The 18,572-nt window shown below is 48.1% G+C and carries 19 protein-coding genes; 6 read left to right on the top strand and 13 right to left on the bottom strand.

The window, feature by feature from the left end; translation table 11 throughout:
- Positions 1 to 7: 7 nt before the first annotated feature.
- Positions 8 to 2,194 (bottom strand): ATP-binding protein, encoded by a 2,187-nt coding sequence (locus tag ACM6JA_RS22190; protein WP_414854070.1) that lies wholly within the window; start codon positions 2,192 to 2,194, stop codon positions 8 to 10.
- Positions 2,191 to 3,186: an ABC transporter substrate-binding protein gene (locus ACM6JA_RS22185; RefSeq protein WP_414854069.1), complete on the bottom strand. Its 996-nt coding sequence runs from the start codon at positions 3,184 to 3,186 to the stop codon at positions 2,191 to 2,193. The genes ACM6JA_RS22190 and ACM6JA_RS22185 overlap by 4 nt, the downstream gene beginning before the upstream one ends.
- Positions 3,187 to 3,378: 192 nt before the next feature.
- Between ACM6JA_RS22185 and ACM6JA_RS22180 the strand changes: the two genes are divergently transcribed.
- Positions 3,379 to 4,368, top strand: a complete 990-nt coding sequence (locus ACM6JA_RS22180) for an aldo/keto reductase family protein (protein ID WP_414854068.1) — start codon at positions 3,379 to 3,381, stop codon at positions 4,366 to 4,368.
- Here ACM6JA_RS22180 and ACM6JA_RS22175 read toward each other — a convergent pair.
- From ACM6JA_RS22175 to ACM6JA_RS22165, 3 genes are all read right to left on the bottom strand, one after another.
- Positions 4,365 to 5,246: a LysR substrate-binding domain-containing protein gene (locus ACM6JA_RS22175; RefSeq protein ID WP_414854067.1), complete on the bottom strand. Its 882-nt coding sequence runs from the start codon at positions 5,244 to 5,246 to the stop codon at positions 4,365 to 4,367. The two genes, ACM6JA_RS22180 and ACM6JA_RS22175, sit on opposite strands and share 4 nt — an antisense overlap.
- Before the next feature lie 78 nt (positions 5,247 to 5,324).
- Positions 5,325 to 6,050 (bottom strand): sporulation protein YunB, encoded by a 726-nt coding sequence (gene yunB, locus ACM6JA_RS22170; RefSeq protein ID WP_414854066.1) that lies wholly within the window; start codon positions 6,048 to 6,050, stop codon positions 5,325 to 5,327.
- Positions 6,051 to 6,116: 66 nt separating this feature from the next.
- The gene (locus tag ACM6JA_RS22165; protein ID WP_414854065.1) at positions 6,117 to 7,271 is read right to left on the bottom strand and encodes an MFS transporter; all 1,155 of its coding nucleotides are present in this window, start codon (positions 7,269 to 7,271) and stop codon (positions 6,117 to 6,119) included.
- 401 nt (positions 7,272 to 7,672) lie between these two features.
- On the opposite strand from ACM6JA_RS22165, the gene ACM6JA_RS22160 reads away from it, so the two are divergent.
- Entirely contained in the window at positions 7,673 to 8,158 is a 486-nt protein-coding gene (locus ACM6JA_RS22160) for a cysteine dioxygenase (protein WP_414854064.1), read from the top strand.
- Positions 8,159 to 8,169: 11 nt separating this feature from the next.
- Here ACM6JA_RS22160 and ACM6JA_RS22155 read toward each other — a convergent pair whose 3' ends face one another.
- Positions 8,170 to 9,486, bottom strand: coding sequence for a globin-coupled sensor protein (locus ACM6JA_RS22155; protein ID WP_414854063.1), 1,317 nt, complete (start codon positions 9,484 to 9,486; stop codon positions 8,170 to 8,172).
- Between the two features lie 123 nt (positions 9,487 to 9,609).
- Positions 9,610 to 10,401, bottom strand: a complete 792-nt coding sequence (locus ACM6JA_RS22150; RefSeq protein ID WP_414854062.1) for a hypothetical protein — start codon at positions 10,399 to 10,401, stop codon at positions 9,610 to 9,612.
- 125 nt (positions 10,402 to 10,526) lie between these two features.
- Here ACM6JA_RS22150 and ACM6JA_RS22145 point away from each other — a divergent pair, with 125 nt between their 5' ends.
- The 3 genes from ACM6JA_RS22145 to corA are packed head-to-tail and all read left to right on the top strand — an operon-like array spanning position 10,527 to position 12,323.
- Positions 10,527 to 11,201, top strand: coding sequence for an NAD(P)H-binding protein (locus ACM6JA_RS22145; RefSeq protein WP_414854061.1), 675 nt, complete (start codon positions 10,527 to 10,529; stop codon positions 11,199 to 11,201).
- A gap of 47 nt (positions 11,202 to 11,248) precedes the next feature.
- Positions 11,249 to 11,425, top strand: a complete 177-nt coding sequence (locus ACM6JA_RS22140) for a hypothetical protein (protein ID WP_007715675.1) — start codon at positions 11,249 to 11,251, stop codon at positions 11,423 to 11,425.
- Positions 11,388 to 12,323, top strand: a complete 936-nt coding sequence (gene corA, locus ACM6JA_RS22135) for a magnesium/cobalt transporter CorA (RefSeq protein ID WP_414854060.1) — start codon at positions 11,388 to 11,390, stop codon at positions 12,321 to 12,323. Before ACM6JA_RS22140 ends, corA begins: the two co-directional genes overlap by 38 nt.
- Here the strand turns inward: corA and ACM6JA_RS22130 are convergent, their stop codons facing one another.
- Positions 12,324 to 13,418, bottom strand: coding sequence for an HD-GYP domain-containing protein (locus ACM6JA_RS22130; protein ID WP_414854059.1), 1,095 nt, complete (start codon positions 13,416 to 13,418; stop codon positions 12,324 to 12,326).
- Between the two features lie 158 nt (positions 13,419 to 13,576).
- Between ACM6JA_RS22130 and ACM6JA_RS22125 the strand changes: the two genes are divergently transcribed.
- The gene (locus ACM6JA_RS22125; RefSeq protein WP_414854058.1) at positions 13,577 to 14,590 is read left to right on the top strand and encodes a DUF2804 domain-containing protein; all 1,014 of its coding nucleotides are present in this window, start codon (positions 13,577 to 13,579) and stop codon (positions 14,588 to 14,590) included.
- Between the two features lie 72 nt (positions 14,591 to 14,662).
- On the opposite strand, the gene ACM6JA_RS22120 is transcribed toward ACM6JA_RS22125, so the two are convergent.
- From ACM6JA_RS22120 to ACM6JA_RS22100, 5 genes are all read right to left on the bottom strand, one after another.
- Positions 14,663 to 14,965, bottom strand: coding sequence for a YunC family protein (locus ACM6JA_RS22120; RefSeq protein WP_007715663.1), 303 nt, complete (start codon positions 14,963 to 14,965; stop codon positions 14,663 to 14,665).
- 106 nt (positions 14,966 to 15,071) lie between these two features.
- Positions 15,072 to 15,311: a DUF6154 family protein gene (locus tag ACM6JA_RS22115; protein ID WP_007715645.1), complete on the bottom strand. Its 240-nt coding sequence runs from the start codon at positions 15,309 to 15,311 to the stop codon at positions 15,072 to 15,074.
- Between the two features lie 47 nt (positions 15,312 to 15,358).
- The gene (locus ACM6JA_RS22110; protein ID WP_414854057.1) at positions 15,359 to 16,813 is read right to left on the bottom strand and encodes a bifunctional metallophosphatase/5'-nucleotidase; all 1,455 of its coding nucleotides are present in this window, start codon (positions 16,811 to 16,813) and stop codon (positions 15,359 to 15,361) included.
- A gap of 24 nt (positions 16,814 to 16,837) precedes the next feature.
- Positions 16,838 to 17,662 (bottom strand): sulfite exporter TauE/SafE family protein, encoded by an 825-nt coding sequence (locus tag ACM6JA_RS22105; RefSeq protein WP_414854056.1) that lies wholly within the window; start codon positions 17,660 to 17,662, stop codon positions 16,838 to 16,840.
- 19 nt (positions 17,663 to 17,681) lie between these two features.
- Positions 17,682 to 18,539: a DUF72 domain-containing protein gene (locus tag ACM6JA_RS22100; RefSeq protein ID WP_414854055.1), complete on the bottom strand. Its 858-nt coding sequence runs from the start codon at positions 18,537 to 18,539 to the stop codon at positions 17,682 to 17,684.
- Positions 18,540 to 18,572: the final 33 nt, after the last annotated feature.

Genomic DNA, 18,572 nt, shown 5'->3' with positions numbered 1-18,572 from the left:
CTTTTGTTCATTTCCCCTTTGCCGACGGCAGGATGACCGTTACAGTCGTGCCTTTGTTCGGCGTACTTTCGATCTCGATTTCTCCACCTAAATTCGTCACAATCCCGTAGCAGACCGATAACCCGAGACCAGTCCCTTTTCCAGGAGGCTTGGTTGTATAAAAGGGCTCCAAAACATGTGGCAAATCTGCTGTGGGTATACCGCATCCATCATCTCTGACCCACAGACGGAGTCGATCATTTGATGGAGAATCAGTTGCTATCTCAATATTTCCTCGCTCCTGGGTCGCGTACAGCGCATTGGTTAACAGATTGAGCAAGATCTGCTGAAGTTGTCCAGGCGTAGCGAGAAGAAAAGGAGCAGAGGCCAACAGAGACCGGCTTACCGTTACCTGTTTTACGCGTATTTCATGGGACAAAAGAATGAGAATGTCTGATAGGACTTGATGAATATCTACTTTTTCTACGGTAACTGGTGATTTCCCCGAAAAGTGCAGCAATCGGGTCGTGATTTCCTTGCATCGGTTAATTTGTTTGTCCATCGTGTCCAAGTATTGGGCAAGCTCTCCTGTGTCCTGCAAATCTCGAATATCCTCGTCCACTAGACGGTCTCGCAAGTCTTGTCCATACAACGACAGAATGCCTAATGGATTATTGATTTCATGAGCGATGCCCGACGCCAAGAGTCCAATAGCAGCGAGCTTGTCCGCTTGTGCGATAGCGGCTTCTAGCTCTCGTTTCTCCGTGATGTCCTCGATGACCTCCAGAAAAGCAGACGACTCTTTCTCCGGATGCAGAGGGAAAACCTGATGTCGATAAGAACGGACACGTCCATCCTGATCGACTCTGGAGGAAATAAGGTCAGTCTGCTTTTGGTTTACCATTTGCCTCGTTCGGAGCATGCAACTACTGCATGAACTGAATTGCTGACCAATCGTCTGAAGGCAGTCTTTCCCCAGAAGATGAGCCGCATCCTGGAACCACGCCGACGCTGTTTGGTTAATCCAGCGAATGCGAAAAGATTCATCTACGAGAATCAGCCCCATCCCCATGCCACTGACGACGAGATCAAGCCGTTTCTTTTCTTCGAGAAGCTGATTGGTCTTCATCTCCAGATTCTGTGCCATTTCATTGCAGGACGCTGCTAGCCTGCCAATTTCATCTGAGGTCGTCACTGGTATTCGTACGGATAAGTCGCCACCTGCGATTTTTTGCACAGCTGATTCGATCTTTTCCATTAATCGGCTAAACGAGACAGAGAACACAATGCTAATCCCCAAAACGATAAGTGCGATGAATAAGGTCGTAAAGAGCAGAGATTGTTCCAATTTTGAAAAGGCAGCAAATGCCGTTTGGCTCGACTGTTCCAGCATAATGACCCAATGTGTGACAGAAGAGCGCATGGCATAGTTGACCATGACATCTCCATTGGAAGCTTGATACGTACGGATAACAGGCTTGTCAGTTTGATCTGGTAGTGTCCAGGAGGGAGGAACCGCTTGTTCATAATAGGTCAAAGAGCCATCAGAAGGCTTGCCCAGCATAAACGGATCGGCAAACCTATCGCTTTTCCCATCTGTGACGAACAAATAGGCCTCGTTTTCATATCTAGCTCGCAGTGTGACCTGTTCGAGTAACTGTTTTACATTGAGCTTTGCGTACATGCCGCCTTTTACACCGTTGGCAGATACATGAGGGATCGCTACAGTTACCAGCAGCTTCCCTTCTGCTGATCGGACAATGCTTCCGATGTATGGTTTTCCCGACTGGATCGCGGAAAGAAGTTGGTTGTCTCGCTCTCTGGGCGTGTCCAGCTTTTGATGTTTCCAACGATTCAGCAAATACTGCGGCTCTCCATCCTGATTAAAAAGCGCGACTTCCTCCATGTAAGGAGAAGTTTTCAATAACGTATTCAGCAAGAAATAAGCATCCTCATCAATAGGGCGTTCATTGAGAAAACGCTGCTGAACCACTTGCATGGATTGTGACGTATGTAAAAAAAGCATGTCTAGCTGCGCCAACGTATTTTCCACGTAGATCTGATTGGCTCTGTCTACCTCTTCTCGAACCTTATCTTTACTGGTAAGCAAATTGATATAACCAAGAATCAGAAAAGGGATGATGGACATGCATAGCCCAAACAGGAGCATTTTTGTCTTCAGTCGATTGATGCGCGGTAGTCTGCTCCTCCTCATTTGTTCCTCACTCCATACCATTCTTGTGCCAGTGACCACTGTTGATCGGTTACGGTAATGGGAAGCTTGGACAACGAAGTGGCATTGACAGCTAACCGCACGTCATCCGGCCATTCGATTGACAGAGCGGTAGGAGGGACTCCATCCAACACCCGAGCCACCATCTGAGCAGCTTGCATACCTTGTGCATGAAAAGAAACGCCGTAAGCGGCATACAAACCAGCCCTCACCTGCTCGGGGTAAGAGCCCATGACAAACAATTGCTTCTCGATCAAAAGAGGCAAGCAATCGGTAATCGCGTCTTCCAGAACATAGCTAGGTAAAGGAAGCATGGCGTCGTATTCTCCTGGAGAGAGCCTACTGAGCAATTGCTCTAAATCTCTTGGGGAAGCAACCTGCTCCACCTGCAAACGAACGCCAAGCGAGGAAGCAGCTGATTCGGCTTCTACGATGGCTTGCTCTGTCGTAGGAGCATGAGAATCGGCAATGATCAGAATGCGCTTGGCCTCAGGCAACAAACGAGTTGTCAGCTCCAATCTTTTCCCAATCACATTCATTTGGCCGTTGCTGATGCCACACGTAACCGTCCCCTCGGTCTCAACAAGGGGTAGCTCAACCAATGAGGCAACACCAATAAAAACAATGGGAACCGTCGTTGACGCCTGTTGAATCAAAAAGGTCTCGTGCGCCCCTGTCGTTACGATTACATCCGGCTTTTTTGAAATCAAGCCCTGGACAAGGGAACTCTCCTCTTCTAGCGTCTGAACCGTATTCAAATAAACAGGCGCATACTGAACACGTGTTCCTTCACTGAGACCTAACGATTGCAATCCTGCCTTCAATCCCGCTACTTTATCTTTTCGATCCTCATTGGCAATCACCATTCCTATCGTGTAAAGATCGACGTCCTGTTTTTGCTGACTACTGGACCAATCGAGCAGAGTTCCTGCCACTAACAAGATGAGAAAGAGGATTTTCTTTTGTTTCTTCATAGGTATCACATCCAACTCTCATCATAGCGGCAAATGCTTGCAGAGAATGTGAATATTTAACAAACCTTGGTAAATGAATACAGACTGGTCTAAATAATATGTTTTTCATATTATTTATGACTGTTTTATGTATTTTCCATATTTAATTACACTTGTTATAATCTGTTTAAATTTGGAAGGAGGAAGGACTTCATGGAATATCGGAAACTTGGCAAAAGTGGCTTGTCCGTAAGCGAAATTGCATTGGGAAACTGGATCACTCACGGTGCACAAGTAGATGACACCACAGCACAAGCCTGCGTACATGCTGCATTAGACGCTGGAATCACCACGTTCGATACTGCTGATGTGTATTCCGAGACAAGAGCGGAAGCGATTTTGGGTGAGTCTTTAAAGGGGATTCATCGTGAAAGTATTGAGTTGTGCACGAAGGTTTTTCATCCGACCGGTACCGGAAAAAACGATCGGGGTCTCTCCCGTAAACACATCATCGAAGCCTGCCACGCTTCCCTTCGCAGATTGCAAACGGATTACATTGACATCTACTATGCACATCGTTTTGACCCGACTACATCGCTGGAGGAAACATTTTTGGCCTTTTCCGATTTGGTTCGGCAAGGAAAGGTTCTTTATGTAGGAGTAAGTGAATGGACGGCAGAGCAAATAAAACTGGGAGCTGCTTTGGCAAAGGAATATCGGGTTCCCTTCGTAGCCAGTCAACCTCAGTATTCCATGCTGTGGCGTGTGATTGAAGCCGAGGTCATACCAGCGTGCGAGCGTGAAGGAATCGGACAAATTGTCTGGTCACCACTGGCGCAAGGCATCCTTTCCGGAAAATATGCACCCGACAAACCGCTACCGGAGGACTCCCGAGCGGCTTCGACCGCCGGATCTCCCTTTTTCGATAAACTAGTCGGACAATGGCTGCAAAAAGAAGTTCTTCAGGTAATAGAGCGAATCAAGCCGATCGCCCAAGAAGCCGGTTTGACGCTTCCGCAACTTGCCGTTGCATGGGTTCTTCAAAACCAGCATGTATCCTCCGCTATTATTGGCGCCTCGAGCCCCGAACAGATCAAAGAAAACGTCAAAGCTTCAGGAGTCAAACTAGATCCTCAAGTCATGAAGCAAATCAATCACCTGTTAGCGGGAGTAGCAGAGTTTGACCCCAAGAAAACAGGCTAAGATGCTGTTTCTTCCATCACATCCAGAAAGTTTGCCAGAACAGGCTCGTTTCTATCTGTTTTCCAAGCGGCATAGAGTGGGACTTGCGGTGGCTCTTCGATAAAAGTTCGGAATACGACATCACTGCGTTGGAAAACAGCTACCGAAGAGGGAACAATGGAGATACCAATACCAGCAGCTACCAGATTCACAATGGTATACATTTGAACAGCTTCCTGCACGATGTGAGGCAAAAATCCATGTTGCCTGCAAAAGTCTAAAATGAGGTCGTGAAACGAAGTCCCCATCCGATGCGGAAACAAAATAAAAAGCTCGTCCGCTAATGCCTGTACCGAAAGAACTGCCTGTAAGGCAAGGGGATGATTCTTGGGCAGTACGGCAACAAGTGTTTCGTTAGTAAACAAGCGAGAAGTGATATGGATGGACGGTTCTGCCACACGAAGGAAGCCAACATCAATTTTACCGTCCTGTAAAGCTTTCCGTTGTTCGGCAGATGTCATTTCTAATAGAGACAGCTCCACCTCGGGAAACCGCTCACGAAATCCCTTTATGACATGAACCAGCATACCGCCCACTGCCGAATCTACAAATGCAATGGACAAATGTCCAATTTTCCCTTGGCTTGCCTGTTTTGTTCTCGTAACGGCTCGTTCCAACTGGGAAACAATTCTTCTGGATTCATCCAAAAAAATCGCGCCTGCTGCCGTAAGACGAACCTGTCTCTTGGTCCGCTCCAACAGCTTCACACCAAGTTCTTGCTCAAGACTTTGAATTTGTTGAGTCAACGGTGGTTGCGTCATATTCAGTTTACTCGCAGCGCGATTGAAATGCAGTTCCTCTGCTACTGCAATAAAGTAGTGTAGTTTTTTCAAGTCCACGATTACGCTATTCCTTCTTTCCTAAAGCGTTATGAAAAAAGCGACAGCAACGCGCTGCCGCTTTTTCCTATTCAGCGATTACGGAGTGCTGCTCGGTGTATCCCCAGGGATCCGCGGCACATCCGGCTTGCCTTCCGGGTTGTTGTACAAATACGTCGGTACATCGCCAATAATCAAGGAATGGGTGATCGGGATTTTCGTCGTGACCGTCTGCTCCTCAGTCGCAAAAGGGATAACGATGCGCAGATCGACCTCCACGAAAATATATACCGTCGCCAGCACCATATTGATGCCTGCTTCCTTCAGCTCTGTCTCCAGCTTGGTCTTGACCGAGCCAATGGGCACAAAAGTCACTGGCAAATTCGGCCCCATCGATGCCAAAAAGGAGTTCCCTGTAGCCAAACCAAGCGGGATCGTGCGGTCTACTTTTTCTTGTTCGAACTCTTGGAGCTTGTTCTGGACTCTCGCTGTTGTTTCGCCCACGATTCTCGCATATTCCTTGAAGTTGAACTGATACGCCTGAATCTGCCCCTCGTTGTTCTTCTCGATTTTGACAATCTGATTGAAGTCGACGCCTTGTTGCGAAATCCGCTTGGTTACGGCATCTGTTATCGCTTCTTTCGCCAATTGCTCGGCTTTTTGCGTCGCCAGGATCACAAGAGTAGGCTCCAATCGATTTTGCAAAAACACAAGGGTCTGTATCGTCAAGACAAAAAAGATAACCAACGCGATCAAAAACGCTTTCGTACGTGAAAGCGGGTTTCTCCAACGCCGACGGGGTCGAAATACGGCCAATCCCGACACCTCCCAACTGGTACATCCTATGGTTAGAAGGTGGAAAAAAGACTACGTGTTCCAGAGGCCCTATTTCTATTTTTTCGGGGAAAAAACGAGATACAAGCTAAATCCGATCAGTCCTGCGACGAACATCAATTGGGCAAAGACCAGCATCCCAAGCAAAGTGAAGACACCCGCCAAGAATGGAGCCATGAGAAAACCAGCGAAGTACCCGCTTCGACTCAAGAGCCCCTGCACCCCCATCACCTTGCCGCGCAGCTCGTTTTGGGCTTGTTGCAAAAGTGTGCTCTCATAAACTTGTGCTGCGCCGGAAAATAGACCCGCGAAAATCAAGAGCAATAGCACAGACACAGCATCGTTTGCCGCGAATGCCCCTACAATCCCCACGGAAAAAACAGCATAAGCAACGAGCATCCCGTTCACCAGCTTCACCCGCAAACGAGCTGCCACATAGGAGCCAATCAAGCCTCCGACGCTCATCGCCGTCCACATCAATCCGTGCAGGGTAGCGTCACTACCACGCAATTGATCCGCCAAAAAAGGCAACCCGTAATTATACGCAGACGTACTCAGCGATACGAGAAAAGCTAACAGGCTAATTGTCAGAAGCACGGGTGTATCCCGCAAGTAACGAAGGGTGACACGAATGCTACTCGCTGCTTTTGACGTAGCTAGCGCATTGTTCCCCTTCTCCTCCCAACGAAGTCTCGTCAGAATCCATGCAGAGAAAAGAAAGCTAGCGGCATCCAAAACGATCACAATCGTATAACCATAATGATCAGTCAGCCATCCTCCCAGCATGAAGCCCATGATGCCTACCAATGACTCCAGCCTGACCTTTAATCCATTGACCTGAACCAGTTGCTCACTCCCAAATATTTGTGGCAAGGATGCCTGAAAGCTAATATGAAACAACGTATACAGCATTCCATTGAGAAAAGCCGCTGCGATTAATACATACGGCGTCGGATAAAAAGCGATGACCAAAATAGCAAGACCTGCTCCCATGTCGCTTGCGATCATGGTGCGCCTTCTGTCCATTCGATCAGCCAATATGCCTGCCAAGGGACTAAACAGCATTCCTCCTAGTTGTCTTGCAACAAAAAAAGCGGTTATCCAATAAGCACTATGTTCAAATGTAAAAATCAACGCGCTACACGCGATCAAATTCATCCGTGATCCTAAGGATGACAACGCATTGACATACAAATACCATTTCTTATTCATCTACATCCAAACCTCCCGATCATGACAGGTGGTTTGAATCAACGCCCCCCTCTAGTGGGTGCGTACACTGATTATGGCAGTTGACATGCGCATGCCTCCTCTTGAATGAAAATCAGAAAAAGCCTATGTTTCTCGAACCATTCCGAAGGGGGACGCTTCCCCAAATCGTCCTGTACGGCATTTGTTGCCGTACTTCCATAATAGGTGTTGAGTCAGCTGATTGTCGATAGCACAAAAAAGACGCTTTTTCTCTAAAAGCGCCTTAAACTCAAGTAATCCTGTTGATTTACAATGCAATAATAATGGTAAATAATTTCCTTTTGGACAAGCTCAGGCTATCACTACACTTGAAATTTGAACATATGGTGTAGGGAGTATGACTTTCGTTTGGGAGGTTATTTATGAATCTGGAACGTCTGGAACAAGCATTTGGGTCCCTCGTTTCGCCTACTCCTGCCCAGCTTAGACACGCTCTCATTTCTCTGTCTCCCTGCATGGAACAACTCGGTCCATACATCCCGGAGCCGCTAAACCTGCCCTATGGACGCAAAGTATTATTCTCCACGCCACATGTAGAGGTTGTCTTGATCCATTTGCCGGCAGATCAGGAATCCATTCCGCATAATCACGGTGACTCTTTTGGATGGGAATTGGTAGTCTCAGGTACGCTAACGAATATGATTTATGTCCAAACGAATAATGAAAATGAAGTACAACGAGCACAAACAACTCATGTCAGCTCGGGTGAATACTATTTTGTAGAGCCTGGGGAAATTCACGCCATTCGCAACAATGGACAAAGTCCGGTTGTTTCCGTAAACGTCTACAGTCCTCCATTGCGTAATTGCCGCCAATATTGCCCCTCTGAACCGACAACTGAATACTGATTTTTGTTTTTTTACAGGTTTTCTGTTATTTCCGACAGTTCATCTGCAGAGCTGGCTACCTGTGCAACCGCTTGGTTCATATCTTCCATGACTTTGAAGAAGTTTTCCAGCTCCCGTTGAATCCGTGAGCTCTGTTCTTTACTGTCTGAGACAGCGCTCATGATTCCTTCAAAAAAGGCATTCGTCTCGTTTACTACCGCAGTGCTCGATTGGACCAGCGCTTGAATTTCTACCACGACAGACGAGAGGACCACTGTCTGTTCGTTCGTTTTTTCGATCAGCTCACGCACACCGAAAACCGACTTTTTGGTCTGTTCTGCCAGCTTGCGTACCTCATCGGCTACGACTGCAAATCCGCGTCCCTGTTCGCCAGCACGTGCTGCTTCAATCGCAGCATTTAACGCCAAGAGATTTGTCTGCTCAGCAATTGCCGTCACGACCTCTACAATCCCTTGGATTTTTTCTGCGTTTGCCTCCATCGCGTTCATTTCTTCCGAGATTTGCTTGACGCTGCTCTGAATCAAGCACATTTGTTCCTGTTGTTTTTCCAGCTTTTCTTTGCCTTCACGGGACAGGTCTTGTGCTTTCGCGGAAAAGCCCGTGCCATTTTCAGCAAAACGAAGCACTTCTCTCGACTGTTCTGTCAATTGCTCAACAGACGCGCTGTTTTCTTCTGAGACCGCTGCCAACTCATGCGCAGAATTGGTCAGGAGGATTCGCAGCTCGTCCTTTTTGTCTTGTTCCACTTGCCGCGCCTTTTCATGCTCGTTTTCATATTCCTCCAGCACAATTTGCTGTTCAATGCTGAGAATCTTCGTGACGGCCGTGAGGGCTTGTACAAATTCGTCCTTGTCCGCGATGTTTTTTTGCAAGAGCTCAATCATGGAAACCATCATGTTTTGGAATGCACTCAAGTACCATTTTGGTTCCAAGCCAATTCGCATATGAATAACCGCAATTCTACTGCGCTGTTCAATATAAGCGCTATCGATGCGTCCGCTAAACATTTCGCAGATATGGCGGTTCAACGTTAATTTCAACCGTTCAATCGTGCTGTTTTGGTTTACAATCTTCATTAAAAGTGGTTCTTTTTCAATACTGGCATAAAAGTAGTCGACAATAGCGTCAATATTTTGAATGATAAGTGGCTGAAGTGCTTTCACAATGGACAGTTCTTCTTCGGTCAAATTGATCATTGCTAGTTGCTTTGCGAGGGTGCTTTTCCCTACAATATGCACTTCCCCCTTTTCCTTCACCCCCTGAAAAAAAGATTCACTTTTTCCTTTCCTTTTCAACCCAAAAAAGGTGGAAAACGGACATGTGCTCATAGCCTGAACTCCTTTTATCCGAGTACATATATCTCTGGAATATCCTTTCAATTATATACCCCTTTACAAACGGGTGTAAACCGCCCAACTTGTCCATGGGCGGTTGTATGAGCCTAGCTACGCCTACATTTCCGCTTTCCTCACAACTACCCGTTGCAGCTTCCAACTTGTTTTGTCCCATTTCCAGTACGACTCCACATACGCGATCGTATCGGCGTTGGCAACACCACTGACTCTCTGTTCCCCTTTTAATTCACAGATGCCATCGCGGTTCTCATCGATGGGCATGAGTACGCTGAACGTGTTAGGCATGACCTCTACTGGAGAAACCAGCTTCCCGTTCTTGTATACACCATTTTCTTCATAGATTTTTTTGCGATCAGACAAATCGAGAACGACAGTCTCCCCCGTCTCCTTAATCGTCAATGGCACTTTGTAATGATCCTGATAGGAGCCCGAAATCGTCAAGGGCTGCGGAACTGGCAGAATCGCCGGCTTGTTGTCCTTGTCTGCGAACAAATAAAACTCAGACGTCCCTGCACTGCCTCCAGTCGGTGCCTGAAGTAAAATTTGTTGCACACCCCCTCTGGTAAAATCACAGAAGAACATCTCCGGCTGATAAGCACCATACGGTGTTGTAAAAAAGGTTGTTTTTTTCGCAACGGGATCTTGAACCATGATTTTTAAGTGTTCGAAGTAAGGACTGTCTGCCGCAAATCTCTTTCCTAGCAACGTAACGAGATCCGGCCGACCATCGCCTGTCACATCCTGCCGTTTGATCTGGATTTCCTCGAACACAGTCGGAGGCGGCTGTACCTCTCTCACCTCCAGGGCAAAGGCAGCTTGTCCCCACCCAGCTCCTGTCAACATCCATACGATACAGCCGATCATACCTACCCTCTTGCTAGTCCACATGTCGATACATCCACCCTTTTCATCTGTTCAGGTTATCTGTAGTATGCAAAAAATGGCTTTGGTCAAACCGTCCGAAACGGTAAAATAAGAGAGAGGGATCGTAGAAAGTGAGGAACACTATGGAAATGAAACGTGCGGTATTATTTGGAGCGACTGGACTCGTCGGTCGTGCATTGCTACAGCTTCTCTTAGAAGATGACGCATATGGAAAAGTCATCGCTGTCGTCCGCAACGAGCTCCCTTTCACGCATCCTCTCTTGCAGACAGTCGTCATTGACTTTCGTCAGTTGGAAGATTGCCGACCGTTTTTAGAAGGAGCAGACATCTATTGCTGCTTGGGGACAACCATGAAAAAGGCTGGAAGTCGCGAGGCGTTTCGCAAAGTGGATTATCAGTACCCGCTCGAAATTGCTCGATTGGCAAAAGAAGAAGGAGCCAGCCAGATTCTCATCATCACAGCAATCGGCGCAAATAGCCGATCCGTCTTTTTCTATAATCGTGTAAAAGGTGAGCTGGAGGAAGCACTGCGCGAGTTGGCGCTTCCGAGTCTGCATTTGTTCCACCCTTCGCTTTTACTAGGTGCGCGACAGGAACACCGTCGGTCGGAAGAGCTCGGTGCGAAGCTATCACACTCACTTTCGTTTCTCTGGATCGGGCCGTTACGCGCCTATAAGCCTGTCACAGCAATCGATGTCGCAGGAGCCATGCATCACATCGCCTCTCTTGGACTGGCAGGTGCGCATGAATACGAATCAAGAGAATTACCACAGCTAGCCGCAGCGGGAAAAAGGACAAGGTGACGTTCATACATATAGGATGAAGGCTTTCATCGAGGAGGCGAACTTGCATGACGATTCCCAAGCAACAGCGTGCATCACAGGCTCCGCCTAGCCGCCGAGCACTTCGTTCTGCTTATGAACTGATTCTCACACAAATCTGGCCCCGTCTACCCGCCGCAACCGAATCCACTTGCAGGAGAATCAATCATGAAGATCAGACTCGTACAAAACGGAATCATCACTGAGATAGAAGACATCGAAGAGGCTGCTACTCCACCTGTGAACGGGTTTTACTGGATTCATGCCGCTCCATTCGATTTGGATATTTTACAGCCGCTGTTCGGACTGCATCATCTGGCTGTCGAGGACTGCATCGACGAGGAGGAACAGCGGCCCAAGCTGCAAAATTACGATGATCATTACTTTATGGTCATCAATGGCATTACCTTCCACAATCATGATATCTTCTTGCGCGAGATCAATATTTTTTTGGGCAGTAGCACCATTATCACCGTAACGAAGCAGGAGGCGCCCGAATTCACTACCATGCTGTCGATCATCCGGGAAAAAGAAGTCAATCGCCCCGATGCGTTTCTGTACTACTTGGTAGATCAAATTGTCGATCGTTATTTTGATGTGACCGAAAAAATTGAGGACCTGCTTGAAGATCTGGAAGAACAAATTTTGATGCACACGAAAAAATCCCATCTGGATCAAATTATCGGGCTGCGCAGTGAAATCTTGTACGCCCGTAAAATGCTCGTTCCCCAGCGGGATTTGATTGACGCCCTACATAAAAAAGAACTCCCGCTGATTCAACCTTATCTGCGGAAGTACTTTGGCGATATTGTAGAGGATGCCAGCAAAATTGTAGAGAGCTTTGAAGCTTTTCGCGAGCTCATCGGAAACTTGCGCGAAGCGTATCAAGCGGCGCTTGCCGGCAGAGCCAACGATATTATGCGTGTTTTTACCGCCTTGACGACGATTTTTATGCCGTTGACGATTGTGACGGGTATATACGGGATGAACTTTGATGTGATGCCCGAGCTGCGTTCACCCTACGGCTATTACATCGTGCTCGGATGTATGGCTACCATCGGCACGACGATGTTTATCATTTTCAAAAAGAAGGACTGGCTCTGATTATACCAAATCGCCACAGGCGATGATCATGAGCGTCAGCATTTTGGACAAGTCACACTCATAGGGATGCTCGATATCCCGACCTTCTTCATCCACCAAGACTCTGACGATCGGACGGCTCGGCATTCCTTTGTTCGAATCGACGACGACACCAGACATACCATTGTTCAGGCTGACGGTCAGACCAACAGGATAGAGTGCAATCGTATTTCGCAAAGCCTCTACATACACATGGTCAAACAGTTTGCCTGAACCGGAGTAGAGCACCTCCATCGCTTCGTGAGGGAGCATTCCTCGACGGTATACCCGATGCGACGTCAGGGCATCGAATACATCAGCCACTGCCATCAAGCGACCAAACGGATGAATCTCTTCTTTTTTCAAGTGCCGTGGATAACCGGAGCCATCCCAGCGCTCGTGATGCTGAAAAGCGCAGTGGGCTGCAAGCAAAGGGATGTCGTCTTGCCGACGCAGCATTTCAAAACCGATCTCCGTATGTCTTTTCATGATTTCATATTCTTCTTGTGTAAGGCGGCCCGGTTTTTTCAAAATGTTGTCTGGGATATGTACTTTTCCAATATCGTGGAGCATACCGCCAATACTAATCTCCAACACATCTTTTTCCGAACAGCCGGTATTTATGGCGAGAGCTGTGCTATACAAGGCAACGTTAAATGAGTGCGTGAATATGTAATTGTCGAAGGCGCAAGCATCTGCCAATAAATTCATGGCTGAATTATTGTTGTTCAATTCATCCGCTACGGTTTGCATGACATCCCGCAGCTTACGTCCCAAACCCTTGTCCGAAAAAAGCTGCTGCCATTTGTCCGGGACCTGATGAACGGTTTGGAATGTATCGTAAATCATGGACATTGCTTGTCTGCGAGTATTTTCGGAAATGACTGTCTCCACAATGATATCATCCGTGCGCTTGTCTTGGATGTAGAGACTGTTCACGTTTTTGTTTTGAAGTCGAGTTATCATTCGTTGGGTTAGTTCTACTCCGGCGCCAACGAGAATCGTTCCATTCTCTGTATAGATGGAACGAGCCAGTTTATCACCCGGCTGGCATTTTTGAATGGATTTCAGTCGCATTTCCTTTCCTTCGCCTTTCCTCAGGGTATCCCTATTATAGCGTGATTCGACTTGATTCTACATGAAATTTTTTCTAGATTTTCTTTTTATGTCTACGAGGAAAGACACTGGAGACGAGTTTGTCTGGAAGAATCCTTGTTTGTAAGGGAGATGATCGTATGTCGCTTATCGAAAAAGAATTGACGCAGCCTCTTTCATTATGTGATCAGGATGGCCGCTTGCTTCCGGAAGCGATTGGCTGGTCCCGTTATCCGTTGCATGATTGCCAATTTAGCGGGCATTGGCTTCGCCGGAAAAAATGGAATTTTTGGTTTATCACCGCGCCTGAATGTGCGATGTCGATTGCGATGGTCAATCTGGATTACGCTGGCATTGTCTTTGTCCATTTTATTGATCTAGCGACAGGGGAAACCGCGGACAGTGCCGTAACGGTTCCTTTTGGTGCAGGGATTCGACTGGGTGCCACCGTAGATGAGCCTTGCCATTTTGCGAGTCGCAAGCTCTCTGTCTCCTTTCAACCAGGAGCCAGCGGAACGAGCGTAGAAGCATCTGCCATTTGTCCCGGTAATAAAACTCTCTCGCTCGCCATCGTGATTGATCCGCCATCCGAGTCCTTAAATGTCGTGATTCCGTGGAGTGCGGAGCGCTTTCAGTTCACATCGAAGCAAACGGCCCGGCCTGTGCACGGCACCATTGCCTATAACGGGAAAACCTATTTGCTTGATCGGCAGAATTCCTTTGCCAGTCTGGATTTTGGACGTGGCGTTTGGCCGTATCACACTCGTTGGAACTGGACGACCTGCTCTTTCCGTCACACGGAGGGTGTCGCAGGCTTTAACTTTGGTAGAGGCTGGACAGACGGAACGGGTATGACGGAAAATGCCTTGATGATCGATGGTGTCCTCTACAAGCTGAGTGAACAAATTCGTTTTTCCTACGATCCTGACAACCGGATGCTCCCTTGGACACTTGCGAGTGAAGAATCTTCTGCGGTACGCCTCACCTTTACACCGCTCTTTGCTCGAACCGAGCACAAAAATTTTGCGTTGGTGCGGACCACTCTGCATCAAGTAATCGGCCGTTATGACGGGACGCTCTCAACACCTGATGGAAAAACGATTGCGGTGCAAAGCAAGATCGGAATCTGTGAAGAACAATCAGCCCGTTGGTAAACAAGGCCCGAGAAAACGTAAAAACCTTTGTCATGGGACAAAGGTTTTTTCTATAGGCAAACCATTTGTTGTTTACAGCATTTTCACGACAGCATCCCGACCAATCATGCCAGCAGTAATCCCCTTCTCCTCCGCTGTCGTCGTCACAGACTCCAGCGGCGCATCCAGCAATTCCTGTATGGTCTTGACCCCAACCGCACGACCGGCAAGAATTTCCCTCGCTGCTAACCTCTCGTTTAAGAGCCCCACATCCAGTGCTCCACACATGATGTAGCCATGATCGGTCGTTACAGCCAATAGCGTCGTCTTGGGCAAACGAACGGTGACAGCAATTGCCGTCCCCTCTGGAAAGTGGATTGGCACTACCTCGACCATCAAGATTCCTCCTTTTTCTCTCCTGTCTGTTAGCGTTACCATCCTATGACGCTCAGAAGAAAAATGTGAGGTCTTCATAAGGTAGTTCAAAAAGTTATGTTTTTGATCAATGCATGACGCTAGTCGGAAAGTGCTCATCCTCCATCGCGACTTTTCGTTTCATGACTTCAATCATATACGTCGCGAGCATGTGAAACAGCTCTTCCTCGTCCATTTCCTCGACCAAGTCCAGCAAATCATCCCGAGACTGCTCCGCGAGAATGCCGACGACAACCGCTGTAATATCCTCTTCATCGCCATTAAAATGTCCTCTGTACAGCTCGTATACTTCATCAATGAAGCGCATCGCTCGTCTCCTCCCGTTTTTCGATAGCATTCCCGAAAAACTGGTCTCTACGATTGGTTTTTTGACGTTGACGATATCTTTTCCCAACGTGGACGAAACGCATTTTGCAGCATCTGCTGGTCCTTTAATGTGTTAGCGAGTACCTCACGCAGCATCTCAGGCAAGAAAAACGTAACCTCACTACCGAGCAGTAAATCGGGAAACATGCGATTGTACATAAACATGTCGATCGTCCCGACTCGATACAGACGCTCGCGATCAAGTGGTTGCCCGTTGACTTCAATCTGGATAATTTGCGGTTGGTCATCTTCACTGTAGCGAATGTGCAATCCGTCCACACACATCCAGCCTTCTATTTTGCCACGAAAACCGTACCCTCGCAGCTCCCGATGAACCATTTCGGGTTGAATGGCTTGCTCCAGAACAGTGGTGAGCTGCGCGCCTGTAATCGTGACCGCGCAGGCATTGATCGGGTGGGGTATACTGTGCAATAGATCGGCAAAAGACAAGCTGCCCCGCGGCAAATCAGCAAGCAACAGCCCTCCATTGGCCATGCCAATCTCAGCACCCGTCCATTTGCGAATACTTGCTGCAATGAAGGAACCATAGGGGGTCTCCTCCGTCCAGCCTATGTGCATGTCTTGCTCCAGTTGAACAATCGGCTGAAACAAACGATTCTCCGCCCATACTTTTTCACTCTCAATGAACAGGCTCAATGATTCGTCTGCCTGATACTGTTCTGTGTGAAAAAGCTCTGCGCGCACGTCTTTGATGCTATTATGAGTCCTATCCCAGACGAGCTCTACATGACCGACATACTCGCCAAATCGCCCCGCTTGTGTGATTAAGGTACCGCCTAAGCGTTCTCCACGAGGCAACGTCCGGTGAGAGTGTCCGCCCAAAATGATATCCAGCCCATCGACTTCCTTTGCCAGCACACAATCTGTCTGATAGCCGAGATGCGACAGCAAAATGACAACATCCACAGACGAGCGAAGCGCCGCAATCTGCTCACGCAAAATCGGGATCGGTTCCTTGATCTCCCATCCCATACTTTGATAAGCGGGGCCAAAAGGAATCGTCATTCCCAAGATCGCCAGCCGCAGCTCGCCTACGGTATGAATGGTGTATGGTACAGCCCAAGACGGGACAGAATTTGTTGTCGGTTCAAACAGATTGCCCGTAATAATCGTGAAGCGCGCATCTGTGTACAGTTCATCCAGCTTGTCTTTTGGGAGTGTGATGCCTTCGTTGTTTCCGATCGTCGCGTATTGAATCCCGCTTCTGTTCATGATCTCGACGTTTGTTTTCCCAAAACTCGCTTCTGATCGGATATCCATTCGATCCATATGGTCCCCAATATCGACCGTCAGCACATGCTTTCCCCTGCTCTCCCACTCTTCTCGGTGCATGCTCAGGCAGGTTGCAATTCGCGGCATCATATCAAAATGGCTGTGCAAATCATTCGTGTGCAAAATATGTAAGGTACAGGTGTCAGCCACGACTTTCCCCTCCCTCTCGTCTCATTATCCAAAAATCGCTTCTCCGATCATTTGTATGGCAATTCCCAATATCAGAACACGCAAGAACAGCACGATGGTGCGCCCCTTCATTTTACTGGCAATAATCGCTCCGACCTTTCCGCCCGCCCAAGCTCCTGGTGCGAGCATCGCTGCATACAGCCAGTGTACGTTGTCGTGGAAGATATTCGTGATTGATCCAACCACCGCTGATAAAAAGATGACTAGCATGGACGTAGCCGTGGCAATGTGTGGCGGAAAGCGAAACAGAATCATCATGGCTGGAACCATCAGGATGCCGCCACCCACGCCAAATAGCGACGAGGTAATCCCTACAAAGAAGGCAATCGTAATTACGGACCATTTGCTATACCCGTACACATATTCATTTCCCTCGTTGTCGATGAAGTGGCGTTGGACTTCCCACTCAATTCTGCGTGGTTTGATTTTGTCTTTGACCATCAATACGATGAACATGCAGAGCTGAAACAAGCCAAACAGCAGCGAAAAGCCCTCCACTGCTAGTAATGTATTAAGATACACGCCCACAATAGCACCTGGTGCACTCCCGATAAAAAAGAGCAGGGCACTCTGCTTATCTACTTTGTTTTGCTTGAGATAAGAAAGAGAGGAAGAAAGGGCGGTTACCGCGATCACGATCAGCGAAGTCGCCGCTGCTACTTGCGGGTTCATCGATCCAGGCATGTACCAGTTCGCAAAATACAGCAGAGCAGGCACGAAAAAAATCCCACCACCCAGACCCGCGATGCTGCCAATGACGCCAGCCACGACTCCGATGATGACAAACAAGATGGCAATTGCTACAAGCATGAACTCCCCTTCTTTCTTGCTACGTGGAGAACAGGTCCATCTGACGAGGATTTAGACCAGTAGGTGCAAGGCCTAGCATCTCCGAAAACTGCTTCGCATTCGCTGCTGCATCTCCTCCAGAGTTATTGTTGAACAAAATGCAGACTTCATCCGCTTCCCGTTCGAGCAGTCTGATGTGTTCAACCCACTCTACAAGCTCTGTCTCACTGTATCGATATAAATAACGGACATCCCGCCAATTTTGTCCCTCTCCGGGATCTCGCCAGCCCGCTTTGTTGCGCCCATGAAAACGGACAACCGCCAAGGACGGCTTCGTCACGGCAGGAACAATCGGGACCGAGCCTTTTCCGACTTGCGGTTCATCACACACGACATGTGTTGCTTCGATCTTGCGCAAGAAATCCAGCGTTCGCTCCGAATACCGTGATTCAAACCAGCTTTGATGGCGAAACTCCACCGCAAACGGATACGCCTGCATGGCTTGGCGACAAGCGGTCACATACTGGACATGCTCTCGGGTACAATCGAACCACGGAGGAAACTGAAACAGCAACGCTTTGAGCTTGCCAGCCTCCACGACCGGCTGAATGCTCTCTTCGAACTGACGAAACAACTCCCGTCTGCTTCCCGAAGCGTCCCCCCGTTGATGCCCCGTCATCCCTTGATGAGGCTTGACGATAAAACCAAATCGTTCAGGTGTATCCTTCACCCACGATTCGTAATTTCGCTGTGGTAAAATAGCGTAAAAAGAACTATCCACCTCTACAATTGGAAAGTGGCTGGCATATACGGACAGCTTGTCTCGATTGCGTACACCTTGTACGTACAATTCATGCTGATCGCCCCAGCCGCAAACTCCCACTTGTATCGTAGTCATCGATTGCTAACCTCCAAATCATGGCCGAATAGA

The organism is Brevibacillus sp. IT-7CA2 (assembly GCF_949767855.1).
GTDB lineage: Bacteria > Bacillota > Bacilli > Brevibacillales > Brevibacillaceae > Brevibacillus.
Note: the sequence above shows the minus strand (reverse complement) of the source record. Positions and strands in the feature narration are given on the sequence as shown.